The sequence below is a fragment of the Pseudoalteromonas sp. Angola-4 genome (genome assembly GCF_028599265.1).
Taxonomy (GTDB): Bacteria; Pseudomonadota; Gammaproteobacteria; order Enterobacterales; family Alteromonadaceae; genus Pseudoalteromonas; species Pseudoalteromonas atlantica.
Map to the genome: position 1 here is coordinate 63,191 of NZ_JAQREK010000011.1, position 18,570 is coordinate 81,760.

Here is an 18,570-nt window from a genome sequence, read left to right on the forward strand (position 1 = left end):
AGCCGCTCACTTTAACAGTGAGCGGCTTTTTTAATGCCTGCTAAATTGCTTTAGCAGGCAACTAAAATTATAAGCTTTCTATTTTAGTTTTTTGCTCAAGTAGCTTGGTTTTAGCATCAGTGAATTCAGCAAGCTTCGCGTTCTCTTTTGCAAGTACGGCTTCTGGTGCGTTATTTACAAACTTTTCGTTAGCCAGCTTGTTTTGCACTTGGGCTAGGCCTTTTTCTGCTTTTTCGAGTTGCTTGTTAATACGTGCAAGCTCTGCTTCAACGTCAATTAAGCCCGCCATAGGGATCATAATTTCAAGGTTGCCAACATAGGATGTTGCACACGCTGGTGCATCGTCTTTGTTTTCAAGCAGGGTGAACGATTCAAGTTTAGCAAGCGAGGCAATAAATGACTCGTTCTCGTTAATACGGCGCACATCATCGCTCGATGCGTTAGCTAGCAACACGTTAAGTGGCTTACTTGGGCTGATGTCCATCTCACCACGAATAACACGAATTGCTAAAATAAACTGTTTAACCCACTCTAAGTCGTCCATAGCTTGGGCATCAACGTTTGCTTCATTATAAACAGGGAAGCCCTGTATCATGATGCTGGTGCCTTTAGTTTCAAGCCCTGCCAGTGGTGCAACGCGCTGCCAAATAGTTTCGGTAATGTATGGCATCATTGGGTGCATTAAGCGCAGTAGGCTTTCTAATACCGTAATGAGTGTATTACGTGTACCACGTTGCTGTACTTCATTGCCTTTAAATAATACCGGCTTAGTCAGCTCTAAGTACCAATCACAGAACTGGTTCCAAGTGAATTCGTAAAGTGTATTAGCGGCTAAATCAAAGCGGTAGTTATCAAGGTGCTCAGTGTAGGTTTTAACCGTTGCTTCAAATTGACCTAATATCCAGCGATCGGCTAACGAGAACTCTTTTTGTGCATCGTTGAAGCCACAATCTTGCTCTTCTGTGTTCATTAATACGTAACGGCTTGCATTCCATAGTTTATTACAGAAGTTACGGTAACCTTCTAGGCGGTTCATATCCCAGTTGATATCACGACCAGTTGATGCCATTGCTGCAAGGGTAAAGCGAAGCGCATCGGTACCGTGTGCTTCAATACCATTTGCAAATACTTTGCGCGTGTCTTTTTCAATTTTAGCGGCAAGTTTAGGCTGCATCATGTTGCCAGTACGCTTTTGTACTAAATCTTCAAGCTCGATGCCGTCAATCATATCTAGTGGGTCAAGTACGTTACCTTTTGACTTAGACATTTTATCGCCGTTGTCATCACGTATTAGGCCAGTAACATACACTGTTTTAAACGGCACTTGTGGCTTACCATTTTCATCTTTTATAAAGTGCAGCGTCATCATGATCATACGCGCAACCCAGAAGAAAATAATATCAAAACCTGTTACTAACACGTCAGATGGGTGGAAGGTTTTTAAATCATCCGTGTTCTCTGGCCAACCTTGCGTTGAGAACGTCCAAAGCGCAGATGAGAACCAGGTATCAAGTACGTCTTCGTCTTGGCTTAGCGTAACATCATCGGCAATGTTGTTATCGCGGCGTACTTCAGCTTCATCGCGGCCAACGTAAACGTTGCCTTCGCTGTCGTACCAAGCTGGAATACGGTGACCCCACCAAAGCTGGCGTGAAATACACCAATCTTGTACGTCGTTCATCCACGAGAAGTACATGTTCTCGTACTGTTTAGGCACAAACTGAATGTCGCCATTTTTAACGGCATCTTTTGCAGGTTCTGCAAGTGGCGCAACACGTACATACCATTGGTCGGTAAGGAGTGGCTCAATGATCACACCAGAGCGGTCGCCGTAAGGTACAGTTAACGCATGATCTTCGATTTTTTCGAGTAAACCAAGTTCTTCAAATTCTGCGATAATCGCTTTACGCGCAGCAAAACGGTCTAGGCCGTGTAAGCGCTCAGGAATTGGCGCATCAAACTCAAGTTCTTTACCGTCAAAGGTGTATGTTTCACCTTGGCTAAGAATGGCTGCGTTTTTATCGAAAATATTGATCATTGGCATTTTATGACGCTTGCCAACTTCGTTATCGTTAAAGTCGTGTGCAGGGGTGATTTTTACACAACCCGTGCCTTTGTCTTTATCAGCGTGTTCATCTGCAACAATTGTGATACGACGATTTACGATAGGCAGTAAAATCTCTTTACCAATTAAATCTGTGTAGCGCTCGTCTTCTGGATTAACCGCAACACCTGAGTCACCTAGCATGGTTTCTGGACGTGTTGTTGCTACGACAATGTAATCTTTGCCGTCTTGTGTTTTAACGCCATCAGCAAGAGGGTAGCGCAAATTCCACATGTGGCCTTGTTTGTCTTTGTTTTCAACTTCAAGGTCTGAAATAGCTGTGTGTAATTTTGGATCCCAGTTTACTAGGCGCTTACCGCGGTAAATAAGGTTTTCTTTGTGAAGACGTACAAAGACTTCTTTAACCGCTTCAGATAAGCCATCGTCCATCGTAAAGCGTTCACGGTCCCAATCAACCGATGCGCCAAGACGACGAAGCTGTTTAGTGATAGTACCGCCAGATTCGTTTTTCCATTCCCAAATTTTATTAATAAAATCTTCGCGGCCTAAATCGTGACGTGTTTTACCTTCTTCAGCGTGTAGTTTACGCTCAACCAACATTTGCGTTGCAATACCCGCGTGGTCAGTACCTACTTGCCATAATGTGTTGTTACCTTGCATACGCTTAAAACGCGTAAGGGTATCCATTATTGTATCTTGGAAGGCGTGGCCCATGTGCAAGCTACCGGTGACATTTGGCGGCGGGATCATGATCGAATACGGTACGCCTTGGCCAGATGGCTTAAAGTAGCCTTTTTGTTCCCAGTCTTGGTATAGCGACTGTTCAATATCTTGCGGATTGTAGGTTTTATCCATTACACAGAACCTTAAATAAGTACTTAAATTAGTTGGTTAGCTTTATCCTAAACGGCTAGCTATTAATCTCTTGCGTGCTGATATTGGCACCAAGTTGGCGCAGCTTTTTAAAGCGCTCACGAGCGGCTTGTTTAGCTACAGACTCTACTGGTACAAAATCAAAAACTTGGCTAAAACGCCTAATAAAATCAGGCAGGTTATTAGCTAGGTTAATTAAAACGTTACGTTTGCCAACAGGAGGCGTGGTGCCTATTTCTACTGGTGCGCCGGCTTTAGGGCCTTCGCCTTGCAGGTTATGCGGCACAAAACTGTCGGGATCAAATGCCCAAATGGTTTCGTCAATGGCATAGGCGGTGTGTTCGTTATCTACAAAAATAAATACACGATGCCCTAATCGATACTGCTCTGCGGCAATTTGAGCTGCTAAAGCAAAATGATCATCAGCCTGCGCTTTAGATTCATCTTGTTGCTTTAGAACGAAAAATTGAGCATTCATGTTCATTGTATCGGGGTTTCCCATGACATTGAATGTGCACATAGTTGATACACATAAATTAAGAGGCAGATTTTGCCATATAACGGGGTTTGCTTCAATTAATACCCAGATAATTACAGCAATAAAAAAGGCGCCAAATGGCGCCTTAATACAAGTTAAATAACCTAAGCTCTGGTTAAAATATTTTGCCTATGGCAAATAAATTTAACGTTGTTAGCGCTAAAAATATCTGCTGAGTGGCTTTTCTAAATAAGGCTCAGGTTAATTAGGTTATTAGTCGTGCGTAGCTTCGCTTACACCCGCTCGGTTTAATAAATACTGAGTAAGCATAGGAACAGGGCGACCCGTTGCGCCTTTTTTAGCGCCACTGCGCCACGCGGTACCGGCTACGTCTAAGTGAGCCCAGTTATACTTTTTAGTAAACTTAGATAAGAAACACGCTGCGGTAATAGTACCAGCAGAGCGCCCACCTAAGTTTGTAAAGTCGGCAAATGGGCTATCGAGTTGATCTTGATAGTCATCCCACAGTGGTAACTGCCATGCACGGTCGCCACTTTGCTCAGACGCTTTTAATAAATCATGCGCAAGTGGGTTGTGGTTTGACAGTAAACCTGTTGCGTGTGCACCAAGGGCAACAATACATGCGCCTGTTAGTGTTGCTACGTCAATTACTGTATCTGGGTCAAAACGCTCAACGTAAGTTAACGCATCGCATAATACTAATCGGCCTTCGGCATCAGTATTAAGCACTTCAACGGTTTGCCCCGACATTGTTGTTAAAATATCACCAGGGCGATACGCGTTAGAGCTTGGCATGTTTTCACAGCCGGCTAAAACACCAATTACGTTAATAGGTAGCTGCATTTGTGCCAGTGCGCGCATAGCGCCAATTACACCGGCTGCGCCGCCCATGTCGTATTTCATTTCATCCATGGCTTCGCCTGGCTTAATTGAAATACCGCCTGAGTCAAACGTTAAGCCTTTACCTACTAGCACAATAGGCGCTTGCTCATCGCTTGCACCTTTGTAGTTAATAACCGACATAACCGATTCGTTATCACTGCCGCGACCAACTGCTAAGTACGAGTTCATACCTAGATCGGCCATTTTTTCTTCGCCAATAATATCAACGGTGATGTTGTCAAAATTGCTAGCCAGCTCTTGCGCTTGTTCGCCTAAATAAGCAGGGTTACAAATATTAGGTGGCATGTTGGCTACGTCTTTACATAGCTTACTACCTGCGGCAATGGCTAAACCATGCTCAATAGCGCTTTCACCAATGGTCAGCTCGCGACGCGTTGGTACGTTAAACACAATTTTACGAAGTGGACGACGAGGGTCTACTTTTTTGCTTTTTAGCTGGTTAAATGTGTATAGGCAATCTTGTGTTGTTTCTACCGCTTGGCGAACCTTCCAATAGGTATCACGACCTTTAACGTGTTGCTCTGTTAAAAAGCACACCGCTTCCATTGAGCCGGTTTCGTTTAAGGTATTAATTGTTTTAGAAATTATTTGCTTATATTGCTTATCATCAAGCTCGCGCTCTTTACCACAGCCAACAAGCAATACGCGCTCGCTTAAAACGTTAGGTACATGATGCAATAATAACACTTGCCCCGGCTTACCTTCTAGGTCGCCACGGCGTAGTAAATTTGAGATATAACCATCGCTGATTTTATCGAGTTGTTCACCAATGGGGGATAACCTACGTGGTTCGTAAACGCCAACGACAATACACGCGCTGCGTTGTTTTTCTGGGCTACCACTTTTTACGTTAAATTCCATTGTTACTCCTGGTTGTGAGTCATATACGTTATTAATTGGGGCTAAAAAAATAAAATCTAGTCTTCGCTACGTAACTTATGTAGAGATAATCTTAATTTTAGCTGATTTTTTCTGACTCTTACTGTGTAATTGAACTTTATATGTTTAAGGGCTACTAATGCAACAATATATCGTGCACTTAGGTAGGATAATTAATTTTGTTAGCTTATAATAACGACTTATTTACCAGATAAAACTGGGTAAAATAGCTACTTTATTATCAAATTATCACTATTGTAGTGAAATTCTATGTTTAACAGGGGCGAGCATTGCTTATTTTTCGTTATTTGACCGCTGAGGTTTTAAAATCGCAGGTCGCCGTATTTTTAACTTTAATGACCATTTTTGTGTCACAAAAGTTTGTGGTTATTTTAGGAGATGCCTCTGAAGGGAGCATTCCTGCCAAGTTAGTATTATCGATGATTGCGCTTAAACTGCCGCAATTAGCTTCGCTGATCCTGCCATTGAGTATATTTTTGGGCATTATTTTAGCCTACAGCCGCATTTACGCCGACAGCGAAATGACCGTTCTTAAAGCCTGTGGGGTGAGTGAATGGTATGTGGTACGCGTTACTTTAATTTCGAGTGTGGGTTTGGCTATATTAGCAGCCTCTCTCACCATGTACCTTGCGCCGTGGGCGAGTGAGCAAGAGTACCAATTAAAAGAGCAAGCCAAAGCCGATGCGGGTTTATCTGCGTTAAGGGCTGGGCGGTTTCAACAAACCGGTAATGAAAAAGCTGTGGTGTTTATTCATAACATTGAAAACGGCGGTAAAGAGCTTAACAAAGTATTTGTAGCGCAGCTGCCCGATACCGAAAAAGATGACCTTGCACGTTTAGTGTATGCCGAACAAGGTGTGGTGGTAGAGGCAATAAACGGTGAGCAACAATTAGTGCTAACTGATGGCAAACGCTACGAAACCGATGGCAAAACACCGGCCCTTAATTTAACGCAGTTTGATGGCTACAGCGTACAAATACGCGAGCAAGAAATAGAGCATCAGCGCCGTAAATTAGAAGCAATACCTACTAATCAACTATTGCCACTCAATACCTCTGAATCTATAGCCCAGTGGCAGTGGCGTATTGCAATACCGCTTTCTATTCCGTTACTAACGTTAATAGCAGTACCGCTAAGTGTGGTTAATCCGCGCCAAGGTAAATTTGCTAAATTAGTGCCAGCCATTAGCTTGTACTTAGGTTATTTTATCTTACTCAATGCTGCAAAATTTGCCGTAGAAGATGGCAAAATACCGCCTTCAATTGGTTTGTGGTGGATTCACTTAAGCGCTTTATTTATAGGTAGTTTATTAATTATAAAAGGTCGCCCTTTGGGCGCCTGGCTTAAAGCCGTTGTAACAAAACGGGAGTTAAGCGCATGATGAAAACACTCGATTGGTACTTAGGCCGCAGCATTTTACAAACCACCGGATTTGCTTTGTTGGTGCTAGTAGGGATTAGTACATTAATTAAGTTTATTGATCAGCTAAAGTCGGTTGGTCGTGGCAGTTACGATTTAATGACCGCAACGCTTTACACTTTTTACAGTATGCCGGGCGATTTAGTTATATTCTTCCCGATGGCCGCGCTTATTGGTGGCTTAACAGGCTTAGGTGCACTGGCTTCAAACAGTGAGCTGGTGGTAATGCAAGCTGCGGGTATGTCGCGCTTGCAAATTATAGGCTCGGTAATGAAAACCGCCGTGTTTATGGCTGTGTGTATGATGGCTCTTGGTGAGTGGGGCGCACCAGAGGCGCAACAACACGCCAAAGAAATGCGTAATCAGGCAATTTATGGCGGCGATGTATTCAATGCACAAAAAGGCGTATGGGCTAAAGATGGCAACAATTTTATTAATATTGAAGATGTAGATCAAAACGGCCGTTTAAACGGTGTGCACATGTATCAATTTGATAAGTCACTCGATTTAACTCAAATAACCAAAGCTAAAGTGGCCATTGGTCGTGATGAAGGTTGGTTATTACGCGATGTAAACAAGGTTCATATTAGTGATGAGCAAATAAGCAGTGAACACATTGATGAAGAGTTTTACCCTTCGCAATTAACGGGCGAAAAGCTTGGTGTTGTATCGGTAAAGCCTGAGTCGCTTTCCTTTACAGGGCTTTGGTCGTACTTAGGGTATTTACAGCAAAATGAGCAAGATACCAGCACCTATGAGCTGGCCTTGTGGCGTAAGCTAATGCAGCCTGTGTCTGTTGCCGTAATGCTACTGGTTGCACTGTCGTTTATATTTGGCCCGTTACGTACCGTTACTATGGGTGCGCGTATCATTATGGGTGTAGTAACGGGAATTGTATTTCACTTAATAAATGAAATATTTGGCCCTGTGGTAATGGTTTATCAAATACCCGCTATTATAGGCGCGGTACTGCCAAGTATACTATTTATAGGCTTTGCTACGTACATGATGAATAAGCGGGTATAGCCGTTATAAGCGCTTATTTAATACTAAAAAAGGTGACCTATGGTCACCTTTTTTGTTTTTATAACGCGTTATTCAAAAACTATTAGCAGTCAGCTTAATTAAGTGATCAATTTTGTGGCTGGAAAAACGTGTTGATAGCTAGGCAAAAAAATCGCTATTTAGTTGTTCTCGGCAATTGCTCCTGCATTGCTCTACCTTCTGCATCCATGTAGTCGTAAATGAGCATTTTTTAACGCAGGTAGCGGCACGTTTAGCCCCGCAAAATGATTAAGTATTATTGCGCATTGGTATAAATAGGTATTAATCTAGCTCACGGTAAATACGTTTGTTTTCTTCTTTTGTAAGAGTAATTACCTCAGTTTTTGAGACATAGTCTTGCAGCGCTTTTTTGTTTTTAAAATCAATTAATACCACAAGATTACCTAAACCAAGCAGGGCACTTAGGCTGCGAACAATAGACTGCGGCCAACTAATTAAGCTTCCTTCACTAGTTTGTACTTTTAAACGCCATGCGCGCATGCCAATAGTTTGCCCGCTTTTAGTCCAAAAATAGCCAAAAAATACTAAAGTAACAATAACAAGTAAGGCACTTCGAATACTCGACAGCAGCAGTGACTCTTGAATAAGTGCCGATACATCTTCAGCACCATTTAAACTAATAACATCAAGTGAAATAAGCCCTTGTACGGCAAACAAATAGAGCACAACCGTTAACATAGCAAACGCAATAATAGCTAACGTATCATAAACTAACGACGCAAAACGACGCCAAAAACCAGCTCGTGGAAACTCACCCGACATAAATACACTCTCACTGTTAATATGCGCGCTAGTTTAGCAAAAAAGCTCACAAATACTAAGCGCTATAGTTCAGTGATATACCTTGGCGTTACTATTAGCTGTATTTAATACTTCAACCAGTAAACGACATTTTGCACAGGCTGTCTAAATGTTAAGCGGTTGATCAGGCTAATGTCATAAAACGCTTGCTGCCACCCCTATTGTTTGTATAATGCTTGGCATAGAGACGAAGGCACATAAATAATCCTGAGCTCTAAAGTGGTTTTTCTTTATCTTCTCGTGTTTAGAAGGTTAAAGAAAAATGACGCCAGCGTGATGAAATTGGTATACATGGGGGATTCAAAATCCCCTGCCGAAAGGCGTGCCGGTTCGAGCCCGGCCGCTGGTACCACTTTTTATGACCCTAACCAAATTGGTTAGGGTTTTTTTATGCCTAAAATTTGTGTCGGGGCGCGCTCGAGGCCACTCAGAGTGGCGCTAATATCAGTGGTAGTTCGCCCGCTAGGTAAGAGTGAACCGAAACGAAGTTCCGCAGTTACTCGAAGTGAGTTAATGGATTAACGATGGATACTGCATCAAGGATGAGCTAATTACGCTTACTACATTTAAATGGGCTTATATGAGCTTTACTTAGCACTGCGCACGCTTATTTAGCTTCTAAAAACGCGATGAACTCTCCAGCCGATACATACCAAATATCATCTTTATTTGAGATTGTTTGAACGAGCTTTTCGGCGTAATCCCAGTTATTATTTTTAGTGTTTTTGTCATATTCCCACGAATGACCCCAAATCATCATTACAGTGAGCTTATTGCTTTTAAGCGCAATATATTGCTCTATTAATGGCATTGCTTTTGAGTGGTGAACGGTTGAGTTCCATGCCATGTAGTTGGTAGGGAGCTCAAAATTAAGGGCGTCGTTTACTGTTCGGGCATTAGTAAAGCCCGCTTGCTTTACTAATTTCATAGCGGTTTTATCGTAAGACCCTAAAGGGTATGCAAAAGAGTGTAAGGAGCTGCCTTTTAAGGGCGATAAAATGTGCTTATCGCGGGCTAATTGTAATTTTAATTCTGCTGTATCTAAGCCCGCAAAGCCCGGATGTGAGTAACTGTGGCTTGCTATTTCATGGCCTTTATAAAGTGTTTTTACTTCACTTTGCTTTATATATTCGCCTTCTTTACCGGTAAAGGCTTTCATCCACGGTAGCTTTTTAGCAAATAAACCTGAGTTTAAGTTAAACGTACCAACAACCTGGTACTTATTAAATAGTTCCACAAGCTTTCTGTCTTGTATAACGCCATCGTCGTAGCTAAAAATAACAGCTTTAGTCGCGCCGGTAGGGTAGCTTTTTAAAGGTGCTTTACTGGCTTCACACGTAAAGCTTGCCGCCATTAATATAGCAATTAATAAACTCTTCATTTTAAGGTTTTCATTATTGGTGCAAGCTGTTTAGCCCAAAGGGCGTAGCCTGCCTGATTCAAATGGGTGCCATCGGTAGTGAGCGTTTCATTAAGCATGCCTTGAGGGCCTAAAAATGCGGGATGCAAGTCTATATAGGTAAAGTTTGCGTGCTCAATTGCTTTAATTTGTTGGTTAACTGTTTGCGCCATTTGCGTAATAAAATCGCGATGATCGGGCAAAATACTTTGTACATAAATTTGTGTATTTGGGAGTGAGTCATTGAGCTGAGTCACTATTTTTTCGATATTGTTGCTCACCGACGCTAAGTCTTTAACTTGCTTTATATAATGGTAATTAAAAATATCGTTAACGCCAATTTTTAAAAATATAGCTATAGGCGGGGCTGCTTTTAATTCGTTTAAACGCGCTAAAACACCGTAGGTCATATCGCCACTAATACCGCGGTTTCTTACGCGTAGGTCGTTAAACCGTATGCTCCAATTTAGCCCTTGCTCTGTAATGCTATCGCCAATAAATACAATATCGCCTTTGCGTAAAGGTTGTAGCTTAAAATGGGCTGTACGCTCAGCATAGTGGTTTTTTAGCCATTGCGATTGAAAAGGAATTGCCTTTTCGGCATTAACTTTAAAGCTTATTAATACAGCACCTATAATTAATGTGCCAAGTAGAAAAGTGATGTGTTGGAGTGTGTAATTACTTGGTTTATAACTCATAAAAACCTGCGCTTATAGACATACTAACTTAGCAATGTATCTATAAACGCCGGTTTTTGATACGTGTTGCATTCGTATTCAGACTTTGTTTTTAACCATCCTTTTTATTAAGCCTAATAGTTTAGCAATCCCTAAAGTAAGTAACATCGGTACGCCTATTAAAATAAGCTCTTTTACAAAGGGTAAAATGTACATCAAAATAGGGGCTATTTTCGGCTTTTCACCCTCAGCTGCACCGTGGGAGTATCCCTGCTGATTTATTTGTGCGGCCCAGTTGGTAAGCTCTAAACTAACCAGTAAAAGGCTCACTAAAATAGATACAACTAACACAATGCTGGTGCGGGTTTTCCACTGTTGTTTTAGGTGCTTCATTATTTAGCCTCCTTGGCAAACATGCGTTTAGTCAATTTTACTATCCAAGAAAAATTAAGCGCTAAATGCACACCTAGCATGGGCATAATAAAGGTGGCTGAATCGTGATGTATTTTCGACCAAAAGTCTTGAATGTTTAAACTAATATTAAGTGCGGGTAGTAGAGCCACCGACACTAAAAAGCCGCTTACAAACACTAATAACATCATTAAATAAAGTAGGTAATCCCACACTATATTAAAGCGCTCACGTGCTGTTATATTGGCAAATAAACGGCCAAAACTGCGTGTTACCCAATCCCAATGTAGCAATAAATGTACAACAAAAGGAATAATAAAAAATAGGCTAAACCATTCGTGTAAAGGGATGCCAGTAGCTTGAGGTGCACTTACTAGCATAAAGCTAATAAGCAGTAAGGTGTCCATTACATAACGGAACTTTTGTAAGTTTTGTTTCCAATCAGACATTATTGACCCTGAAATAATTTATTTATAATACCAATCCGCATAATTAAGTGAACTATTTTGAGGATGGAAAAACGTGTTGATAGCAAGGCAAAAAATTCGCTATTTAGTTGTTCTCGGCAATTGCTCCTGCATTGCTCTATCTTCTGCATCCATGCAGTCGTAAATGAGAGTTTTTTAACGCAGATAGCGACACGTTTAGCCCCTAAAAATGATTAAGTATTATTGCGGATTGGTATGGTTGACGCTATTTAAGGTACACCCCCCTTAAACAGCAAAAGGCTCAATAAAATATTGAGCCTTAAATCATGAGCAAGTTATTAAATTAAAAAACGTAAGACGCGCTTAATTTAACATTACGACCCGCTTCGTAATCTTGCACTGTGTCGCTTGAGTATGAAGCGTGAGAGTAATACGTTTTATCAAAAATATTCTCAACACCTAAGGTCATGCTTAGTGCTTCAAGCTGGCTTGGTAGCCACTGCATGCTGATGTTATGAACCTGATAACCCACTTTATGAATATCAGCACCGCTTGATACTGAGTCATCAGTTCTGTTAACTAGGCTGGTCCAGTTAAATTTTAAGTCGTATTTTGGTACTTCGTAGCCAAGGTTTAGTGAAATGCTATCACCTACTTCATAACGCAGTTGCTCGCCTGTCTCTAGTTGTTCAGAGTCTGACTTAGAGTAACTTAAACGCGCACTAAATAGCGCTTTACGCAGTGAAAGCGTTGATTCAAAACCATCTATATCGTAATCACCCGAGTTTTCATAGGTACCAATAGGGCGACCTTTACCAATTGCCCAGTTGTCTATGTAATCTTCAATACGGGTTTTAAACAGGTTTAATGAAAAACCAAATGAGTCTAAGCCCATAATATTTTGATCTTTAAAGGCAAAACCAATGGCGTTATTAACACCGGTTTCTGCTTTTAGGTCTTTATCAAAGTTAGTGCTGTAATCAACGTAGCTTTCACGCAGGCCAGGGCCTTGAAAAAGCTCTGTAGAGCTTGCGTTAACACTCCAGTTATCGTTAATTAGGTATTTAGCCGCTAAACCAAACGTTAACTCGTTCCACGATTTATCTAACGAATCGTTAGTACCGGCTGAGTACATATCTACTTTAAAGTAGTTGTAACGCACGCCAGGGGTTACAAATAACTGATCGGTTACAGCGATTTCGTCTTCAATATAAATAGCGTGCGAGTCGGCAGTGTCTTTATTGGTTTGTACTTGATTTTCTATACGTTTTGATACTTGCTCATACCCTTCGCCGCCATAGCGTAATGTATGGTTAAATCCAGCAAGTGCAATTTTAGATGTTGCAAGGGCAGTGTAGCCCGTATGCTCAGAGTTACCCTCAGTTCCTAGTGCAATATAGCTTAGTTCGTTGCGATAAACGCTAGCGCGTAGGGTAATGGCATCGCCTTTATTTAGTTCGTAGGCAAGTGAAGTGCTGGTACGTGTGTAGTCAATATCTTCTGTTTGCGCGTCTGAATCTTCAGCAAAGCCTGCACCAAAGTTGGTTTTTACGTAGTAATCGCCTTCATCGTTATATCTGTCGTATGAGAACACTAAACGGTTACTCTCGTTTACATCCCAGCCGAGCTTGAATATGCCATCTACCGTGCGGCCTTCGTTACCTGTAACTTCTTTACCATTGCCGTTTTCAAAGTTATTTCTGTCGGTGTAGGTGTAGTAGGCAAGGGCGTCTATGTTGTCGGTTAGCTGACCATATACCGCAGCAGAGCCACCTGCGTAATCATTGGTACCTAAGTTTGTGTATAAGCGTGCGCCAAAATCTTCACCTGGCTCTAGTAAGTCTTTAGCATCTTTGGTTTCAAAGGCTACACCACCAGAAAGGCCGCCAGTTAGCACCGAGTTAGTCCCTACTTTTATATCTACTGCTTTTAAAATGTCAGCATTAATAAGTAAGTTTCCTGAGTGGTGGAACATATTATTGTTTTGGCTAATACCATCAACAGTAATGTTGAGGTCTAAATCGTCAACACCACGAATATTAATACCTTGTACAATAGAGTGCGAGCCACCTACGTCAATACCAGCTTGGTCACGGAGTAAATCACTTAAATGGTTGGCTTGTTTTCTTTCAATATCGTCTTGTAATAGCGAGTCATTAGTAATTGTTGTGCCCCATACTTCAATGGTTTCAGAGGTATCGGGAGCTTGTTCCGCTAAGCTTATGAATGACATACCAGTACACAAAGTACCAATAACAACGTTAAGCGCATGCTTATTAAATGGGAGCGTGTTTTTCATGGTGAGTATGTTTATCTAATTTTAATATTATTAAGAATGATTCGTATTAAATCGCTCACCGCCTTAAATGGCAATTTAAAATACATACCCTACATGAATAACAGTTATTTAAACTTCAAATACTTTATTTTTTACAAGCTCTCTAAACCACTGACATACAGGGTCATTATGGTGGCGTTGATGCCAGTATAAAGCCACTTGTGCATACTCTGAGCTAAGTTCTGGGGGCGGGGTTCTGGCAACTACGTCATGCTGTTGGCACACATCTTCAGCAAAATGATTGGGCACATAAAATATTAAATCAGTGTTTTCAGCAATGCTGCCAATACTGTAAAAGTTTTTTAAGCGTATTGGCGTCGCTATATTATCAATGCCTAGCGCGGCAAAGTTTTGTGCAATAGTTAATGCTTTTTCACCCTGAATTGATATTTGCCCAAAATTACAGTCACGCAATAAATCAACGCTTAATTCTTGTTTAGCCAGTCTGTGGGAGCGAGCCATTACTAATTTAAACTCGCGCTCAAACAACGGCTGTTGATATAACTTACCCTCTGAATTAGCGGGCTTGTGGCCAGTAATCACAAAGTGCGTATCGCCTTTAAGCAAATCAGAAAACTGCGGCTTAGGCAGGGTGTCTATTTCAAGGGTGATGTTAGGCGCTTGCTCGCGAACATCTTTAATTATTGTTTTTATAAATAAATGCATTTGCGGCGGTAGGCCAAACAGTTTTATGGTGGCTGTGCTGGTTTTAGGGTCGAAGGTTTGCTTATTAACCAGTGTTTCTACCATATTTAAAATAGAATTTAGGTCTTGCTGAATTGATTGCGCTTTTGGTGTTAGCTCATACCCTCCAGCCATTCTTATTAATAATTGATCGTCAAACAAGGAGCGCAATTTACTTAGCGAGCGGCTTATAGAAGGTTGGCTCATGCCTAAAGTTAAGGCGGTATTGCTAATATGTTTTTCGTTTAAAAGCTGCTTTAAAATAATAAGAAGGTTTAGATCGAGCTGATTTAAATTCATAGTTAGGTTTGCAAGTTATCAGTATTTCAAGCCATTATCCTAGCACTTAAATTAAGCTTGGCGTAAATGTGTTTTTAATAAAAATAAGCCAGCACATCAAAATACACCGCTGTTAAAAAACAAAAACCAGCAATTAAGCTGGTTTTTGTAGGTTATGTGCGATTAGTTTTTTAAATCTATGGTGTATAGCGCAAAACCATTTTCATCTGTTTTAAGTGGTGAGGTAGGCGCAACTGCAGGGAGTGTTTGTGCAATAGTAGCTACTTCATCAAGCGGTGATGTTCTAAACACAACATTTAGCTCTGTGCTGGTGGTCACGGTGCTAAAGCGCCAGTTATTATCGGCCGAAGGGTCAATACTGCCTGTGCTACTTTTAGCGGCTTCGCTAATAATATAACTACGCAGCACACCGCGGTTTTCATCTGGGCCTTCAAATGTTTCACGGCTAGTACCGTCAATCGCCGGGAAGTTACCGCCACCCGATGCACGATAGTTATTAGTTACAATTAAAAACTCTGCCTCTAAATCTATCGCTTCACCTTGGTATTGCAAGTTAGTAATGCGCGAATTGTTTTCACTTATTAATACGCCATCGTTGTCGTATCGTTTTGGCTGAGTGACGTCAATTTCAAAGGTAACGCCGTCAATAATGTCAAAGTTAAAAGTGGGAAAAGTGGTATCGAGTAGGTTTTGCTCAGCGCTGCTGTTTACATCAATTTGATTAAACTGACCCGCAGAGCGTTCAAGCCACTCTTTAACATCGCTACCTGTTACTTTTACCATACGAATAGTGTTTGGAAACACATATAAACTAACGGTATCTAGTAAGGTAATATCGCCTGCTTTTACATTGGTGTAATCTTCAATACCATTGCGCCCAGCTCTAAAAGGGGCTGCTGCCGAAAGCACGGGTAAGCCATCAAGCTCAGTGCCTTGAATAAACGCTTTACCCCACGCTATTTGTGCATCTGATACTATTTGAATTGACGGGTCGTCTTGCACCAAAGCAAAAAAGCTATAAATAGGGTTTGAAATTTCAGCAAATGGTTCGCTCACCCAATCAATCGTTGCTTGGTGTTCAAGTTCAATTGCGGCAGCTACATCGGTATCTACAGCAGCTAAATCAATAAAGTCGCCGTTTTCATCTGTACCACTAATGGCGCGGGTTTCTACTTTTGAGCTGGTTACTTCCCAGCCGCCTTCATCGTTTGGCTCAACAATTAAATCAATAACCCCTAAGTTATTGCCAAAAAAGCCAGGCATAACAGCCGGTACGCCATTAAGTTTACCGTTTACGTTATCAATACCCGCCGATTCATAGCCATTGTACGACGAATCACCCGGAAACAAACGGTGGTTATGACCAAACAATATGGCGTCTACGTCATCTACTTTAGACAGGTAAAGGGCTGTATTTTCAGCGAGGTCTTCTTGGGCGCTGGCTGTTAACCCAGAGTGCGGAATGGCAATAATAATATCGGCGCCTTGTGCTTTCATTTGTGGAATGAACTTTTCAGCAGTAGCAACAATATCTTTTGCAATTACCTTACCTTGTAAGTGCGCGCTATCCCATTGCATAATTTGCGGTGGGGTAAGGCCTAAGTAACCAATTTTAATTGTTTGTTCGTTGCCGTTTATATCAAATACGGTTTTATCTTGAAGGTAGTACGGTGTGTAACGGTTTTCATCGTTGCTGTCGTCATCATCACCATCATCAACGTATACATTGGCATTAATATACGGGAAGTCGGCACCACTTAATGTGGCATCTAAAAACTCTAAGCCAAAATTAAATTCATGGTTTCCTAAGTTAGCAACATCGTAATCAAGCAAGTTCATTGCTTTAAAGGCTACATGGGTTGCGCCATTTAAAATATCGTCTTTACGTACAATCGCTTCGTAATCGCCAAGCGGGCTGTTTTGAATTAAATCACCATTATCAACAAGTACACTGTTTTGCACTTCATTGCGGGCTTCTTTTATAAGGGTAGCGGTATTAACAAACCCTAAGGTTTCTGATGGGGCTTGTGCAAAGTAATCGTAGTTAGATAAATACATGTGTATGTCGGTTGTTTCCATCACGCGCAAAGTAACCGGTGCAGGCTCTGGTGTTTCCACAACGACAGGGTCGTTATTATCGTCATCATCAATGTCGCAGCCACTCAATGCGAGTGCAATAGTCAGTGCCAATGTTGATTTTAAAACGTGCTTTTTAGCGATTCGATTTTTCATGGTCATTCCGTGTAATTTAAAAAGAGTACAGTAAAAAAGATTTATTAAAGTATGATGAATTAAAATGTGAATCCAGATTTACATTTTTAGGTGGTGCATTTATAGTAATGTCTTCTACCCAGATGAGCACACACTATGAGTATATCTATGTACGCATTTAAAAAAATTAAAAAATCTTTATTATTAATTGCTTGCGCTTTAACTAGCTTTACAAGTTATGCAGTTGATGAGCAATTTGTACGTTATCAAGCGGGGCGTTATGCAATTAAAAATATCACGTTAATCGATGGCACCGGCAAACCGGCACAAACTAATCAAACGGTTGTAATAAATAAAAATAAAATTGTGAATATAGGCGCCACAGCAGAAGTAGGCGTCGCTAAAGGTGTGAATATTATTGACGGTAGTGGAAAAACATTAATTCCGGGATTGGTGATGATGCATGAGCACATGTTTTATCCAACTGGCAAGGCTCATTACACCGAAATGCTTTACAGCTTTCCTCGCCTATATTTAGCAGGCGGTGCAACCACAATTCGTACTGCAGGCACCACTGCACCATATGCTGATTTAAAATTAAGAGATGATATAAACGCAGGTAAAAGTTTAGGCCCAGATATAGATGTAACGGCGCCGTATTTAAATGGCCCCGGTTTACCTATTTTAAAAATAAAGTCGCTACGCGATGCAGACGATGCTAAAAAAATGATGGACTACTGGGGCTTAGAGGGGGTTACCTCATATAAAGCGTATATGCATATTAATCAAAATGAGCTTGATGTTGTTATTAAAAAAGCGCACGAGCAAAATAACAAAGTAACGGCTCATTTATGTTCAGTTACATACCGCGAAGCAGCCGCTTTAGGTATTGATAACCTAGAACATGGCTTTTTTGCCGCCACCGACTTTGTTAAAAACAAACAAAAAGATGTATGCCCAAGTAATAAAGACGTACAGCAATCGTTTGTTGAGTTAGATATAAACTCGCCAGAAGTAACGAGTCTAATAAATTACTTAGTGGCTAAAAATGTAGTACTTACCTCTACACTTACTGTATTTGAAACCTTTACTAAAGGTCGCCCTAAAGCCTACCCAAAAGCACTTGATGCATTAATACCGCAAGTACGTGATCAATACGAGTCGCGCTTTGAAAAAATAGCAAAGCAGAGCGAATCTAGTTGGCCTTTAGTATTTAAAAAAATGATGCAGCTAGAAAAAATGTTTGTAGCCGCTGGTGGTAAATTAATGGTGGGCACTGACCCAACAGGTTATGGCGGCGTTATTGCTGGCTTTTCCAACCAGCGTGCAATTGAATTACTCGTAGAGGCTGGGTTTATGCAGCCACAAGCAATAAAAATAGCTACGTTAAATGCAGCGCAGTATTTAAATAAGCAAAATACAATAGGTAGTATTGAAGTAGGTAAACATGCCGACTTGGTTATTGTTAATGGCGACTTTGCTAAAGATGCGTCGGCTATCCGTAATATGGAAACTGTATTTAAAAATGGTGTAGGCTATAACTCAACAGCACTTTTCGATAACACTAAATCGGTTGTTGGGCTTCATTAAAATAAT

14 protein-coding genes and 1 tRNA gene are annotated in these 18,570 nt (G+C 41.1%); 4 read left to right on the top strand and 11 right to left on the bottom strand.

The genetic code is table 11. The features are described from left to right. Positions 1–67: 67 nt before the first annotated feature. The 3 genes from PSH48_RS13440 to pepA form a co-directional block, all read right to left on the bottom strand. Positions 68–2,920, bottom strand: coding sequence for a valine--tRNA ligase (locus tag PSH48_RS13440; protein WP_273611736.1), 2,853 nt, complete (start codon positions 2,918–2,920; stop codon positions 68–70). 55 nt (positions 2,921–2,975) lie between these two features. Beyond that, entirely contained in the window at positions 2,976–3,422 is a 447-nt protein-coding gene (locus PSH48_RS13445) for a DNA polymerase III subunit chi (protein ID WP_024031635.1), read from the bottom strand. 267 nt (positions 3,423–3,689) lie between these two features. After that, the gene (gene pepA / locus PSH48_RS13450; protein WP_273611737.1) at positions 3,690–5,201 is read right to left on the bottom strand and encodes a leucyl aminopeptidase; all 1,512 of its coding nucleotides are present in this window, start codon (positions 5,199–5,201) and stop codon (positions 3,690–3,692) included. A 308-nt stretch (positions 5,202–5,509) separates the two neighbouring features. Here pepA and lptF point away from each other — a divergent pair, with 308 nt between their 5' ends. Together lptF and lptG are read left to right on the top strand one after the other, a co-directional pair. Next, entirely contained in the window at positions 5,510–6,622 is a 1,113-nt protein-coding gene (lptF, locus tag PSH48_RS13455) for an LPS export ABC transporter permease LptF (RefSeq protein ID WP_024031637.1), read from the top strand. Further along, positions 6,619–7,686 (top strand): LPS export ABC transporter permease LptG, encoded by a 1,068-nt coding sequence (lptG, locus tag PSH48_RS13460; protein ID WP_031289389.1) that lies wholly within the window; start codon positions 6,619–6,621, stop codon positions 7,684–7,686. The genes lptF and lptG overlap by 4 nt, the downstream gene beginning before the upstream one ends. A gap of 300 nt (positions 7,687–7,986) precedes the next feature. Here the strand turns inward: lptG and PSH48_RS13465 are convergent, their stop codons facing one another. Next, positions 7,987–8,487: an RDD family protein gene (locus PSH48_RS13465; protein ID WP_029771767.1), complete on the bottom strand. Its 501-nt coding sequence runs from the start codon at positions 8,485–8,487 to the stop codon at positions 7,987–7,989. Between the two features lie 306 nt (positions 8,488–8,793). On the opposite strand from PSH48_RS13465, the gene PSH48_RS13470 reads away from it, so the two are divergent. After that, positions 8,794–8,878, top strand: a tRNA-Leu gene (locus tag PSH48_RS13470). Between the two features lie 255 nt (positions 8,879–9,133). Here PSH48_RS13470 and PSH48_RS13475 read toward each other — a convergent pair. The 7 genes from PSH48_RS13475 to PSH48_RS13505 all read right to left on the bottom strand — a co-directional run bounded on the left by PSH48_RS13475 (position 9,134) and on the right by PSH48_RS13505 (position 16,995). Continuing rightward, entirely contained in the window at positions 9,134–9,907 is a 774-nt protein-coding gene (locus tag PSH48_RS13475; protein ID WP_273611738.1) for a polysaccharide deacetylase family protein, read from the bottom strand. Continuing rightward, the gene (locus tag PSH48_RS13480) at positions 9,904–10,623 is read right to left on the bottom strand and encodes a GDSL-type esterase/lipase family protein (RefSeq protein ID WP_273611739.1); all 720 of its coding nucleotides are present in this window, start codon (positions 10,621–10,623) and stop codon (positions 9,904–9,906) included. Before PSH48_RS13480 ends, PSH48_RS13475 begins: the two co-directional genes overlap by 4 nt. Positions 10,624–10,701: 78 nt before the next feature. Next, the gene (locus PSH48_RS13485) at positions 10,702–10,995 is read right to left on the bottom strand and encodes a hypothetical protein (RefSeq protein WP_273587942.1); all 294 of its coding nucleotides are present in this window, start codon (positions 10,993–10,995) and stop codon (positions 10,702–10,704) included. After that, positions 10,995–11,462, bottom strand: a complete 468-nt coding sequence (locus tag PSH48_RS13490; protein ID WP_273611740.1) for a DUF4405 domain-containing protein — start codon at positions 11,460–11,462, stop codon at positions 10,995–10,997. The genes PSH48_RS13485 and PSH48_RS13490 overlap by 1 nt, the downstream gene beginning before the upstream one ends. Before the next feature lie 322 nt (positions 11,463–11,784). Then, positions 11,785–13,740 carry a TonB-dependent receptor domain-containing protein gene (locus PSH48_RS13495; protein WP_273611741.1) on the bottom strand — a complete coding sequence of 652 codons (1,956 nt, stop codon included), beginning with the start codon at positions 13,738–13,740 and terminating at the stop codon, positions 11,785–11,787. 108 nt (positions 13,741–13,848) lie between these two features. Next, positions 13,849–14,763, bottom strand: a complete 915-nt coding sequence (locus PSH48_RS13500) for a LysR family transcriptional regulator (RefSeq protein WP_273611742.1) — start codon at positions 14,761–14,763, stop codon at positions 13,849–13,851. A 162-nt stretch (positions 14,764–14,925) separates the two neighbouring features. Then, complete coding sequence (locus PSH48_RS13505; RefSeq protein ID WP_273611743.1) at positions 14,926–16,995, bottom strand: bifunctional 2',3'-cyclic-nucleotide 2'-phosphodiesterase/3'-nucleotidase; 2,070 nt, start codon at positions 16,993–16,995, stop codon at positions 14,926–14,928. 135 nt (positions 16,996–17,130) lie between these two features. Here PSH48_RS13505 and PSH48_RS13510 point away from each other — a divergent pair, with 135 nt between their 5' ends. Then, positions 17,131–18,564 carry an amidohydrolase family protein gene (locus PSH48_RS13510; protein ID WP_055254757.1) on the top strand — a complete coding sequence of 478 codons (1,434 nt, stop codon included), beginning with the start codon at positions 17,131–17,133 and terminating at the stop codon, positions 18,562–18,564. Positions 18,565–18,570: the final 6 nt, after the last annotated feature.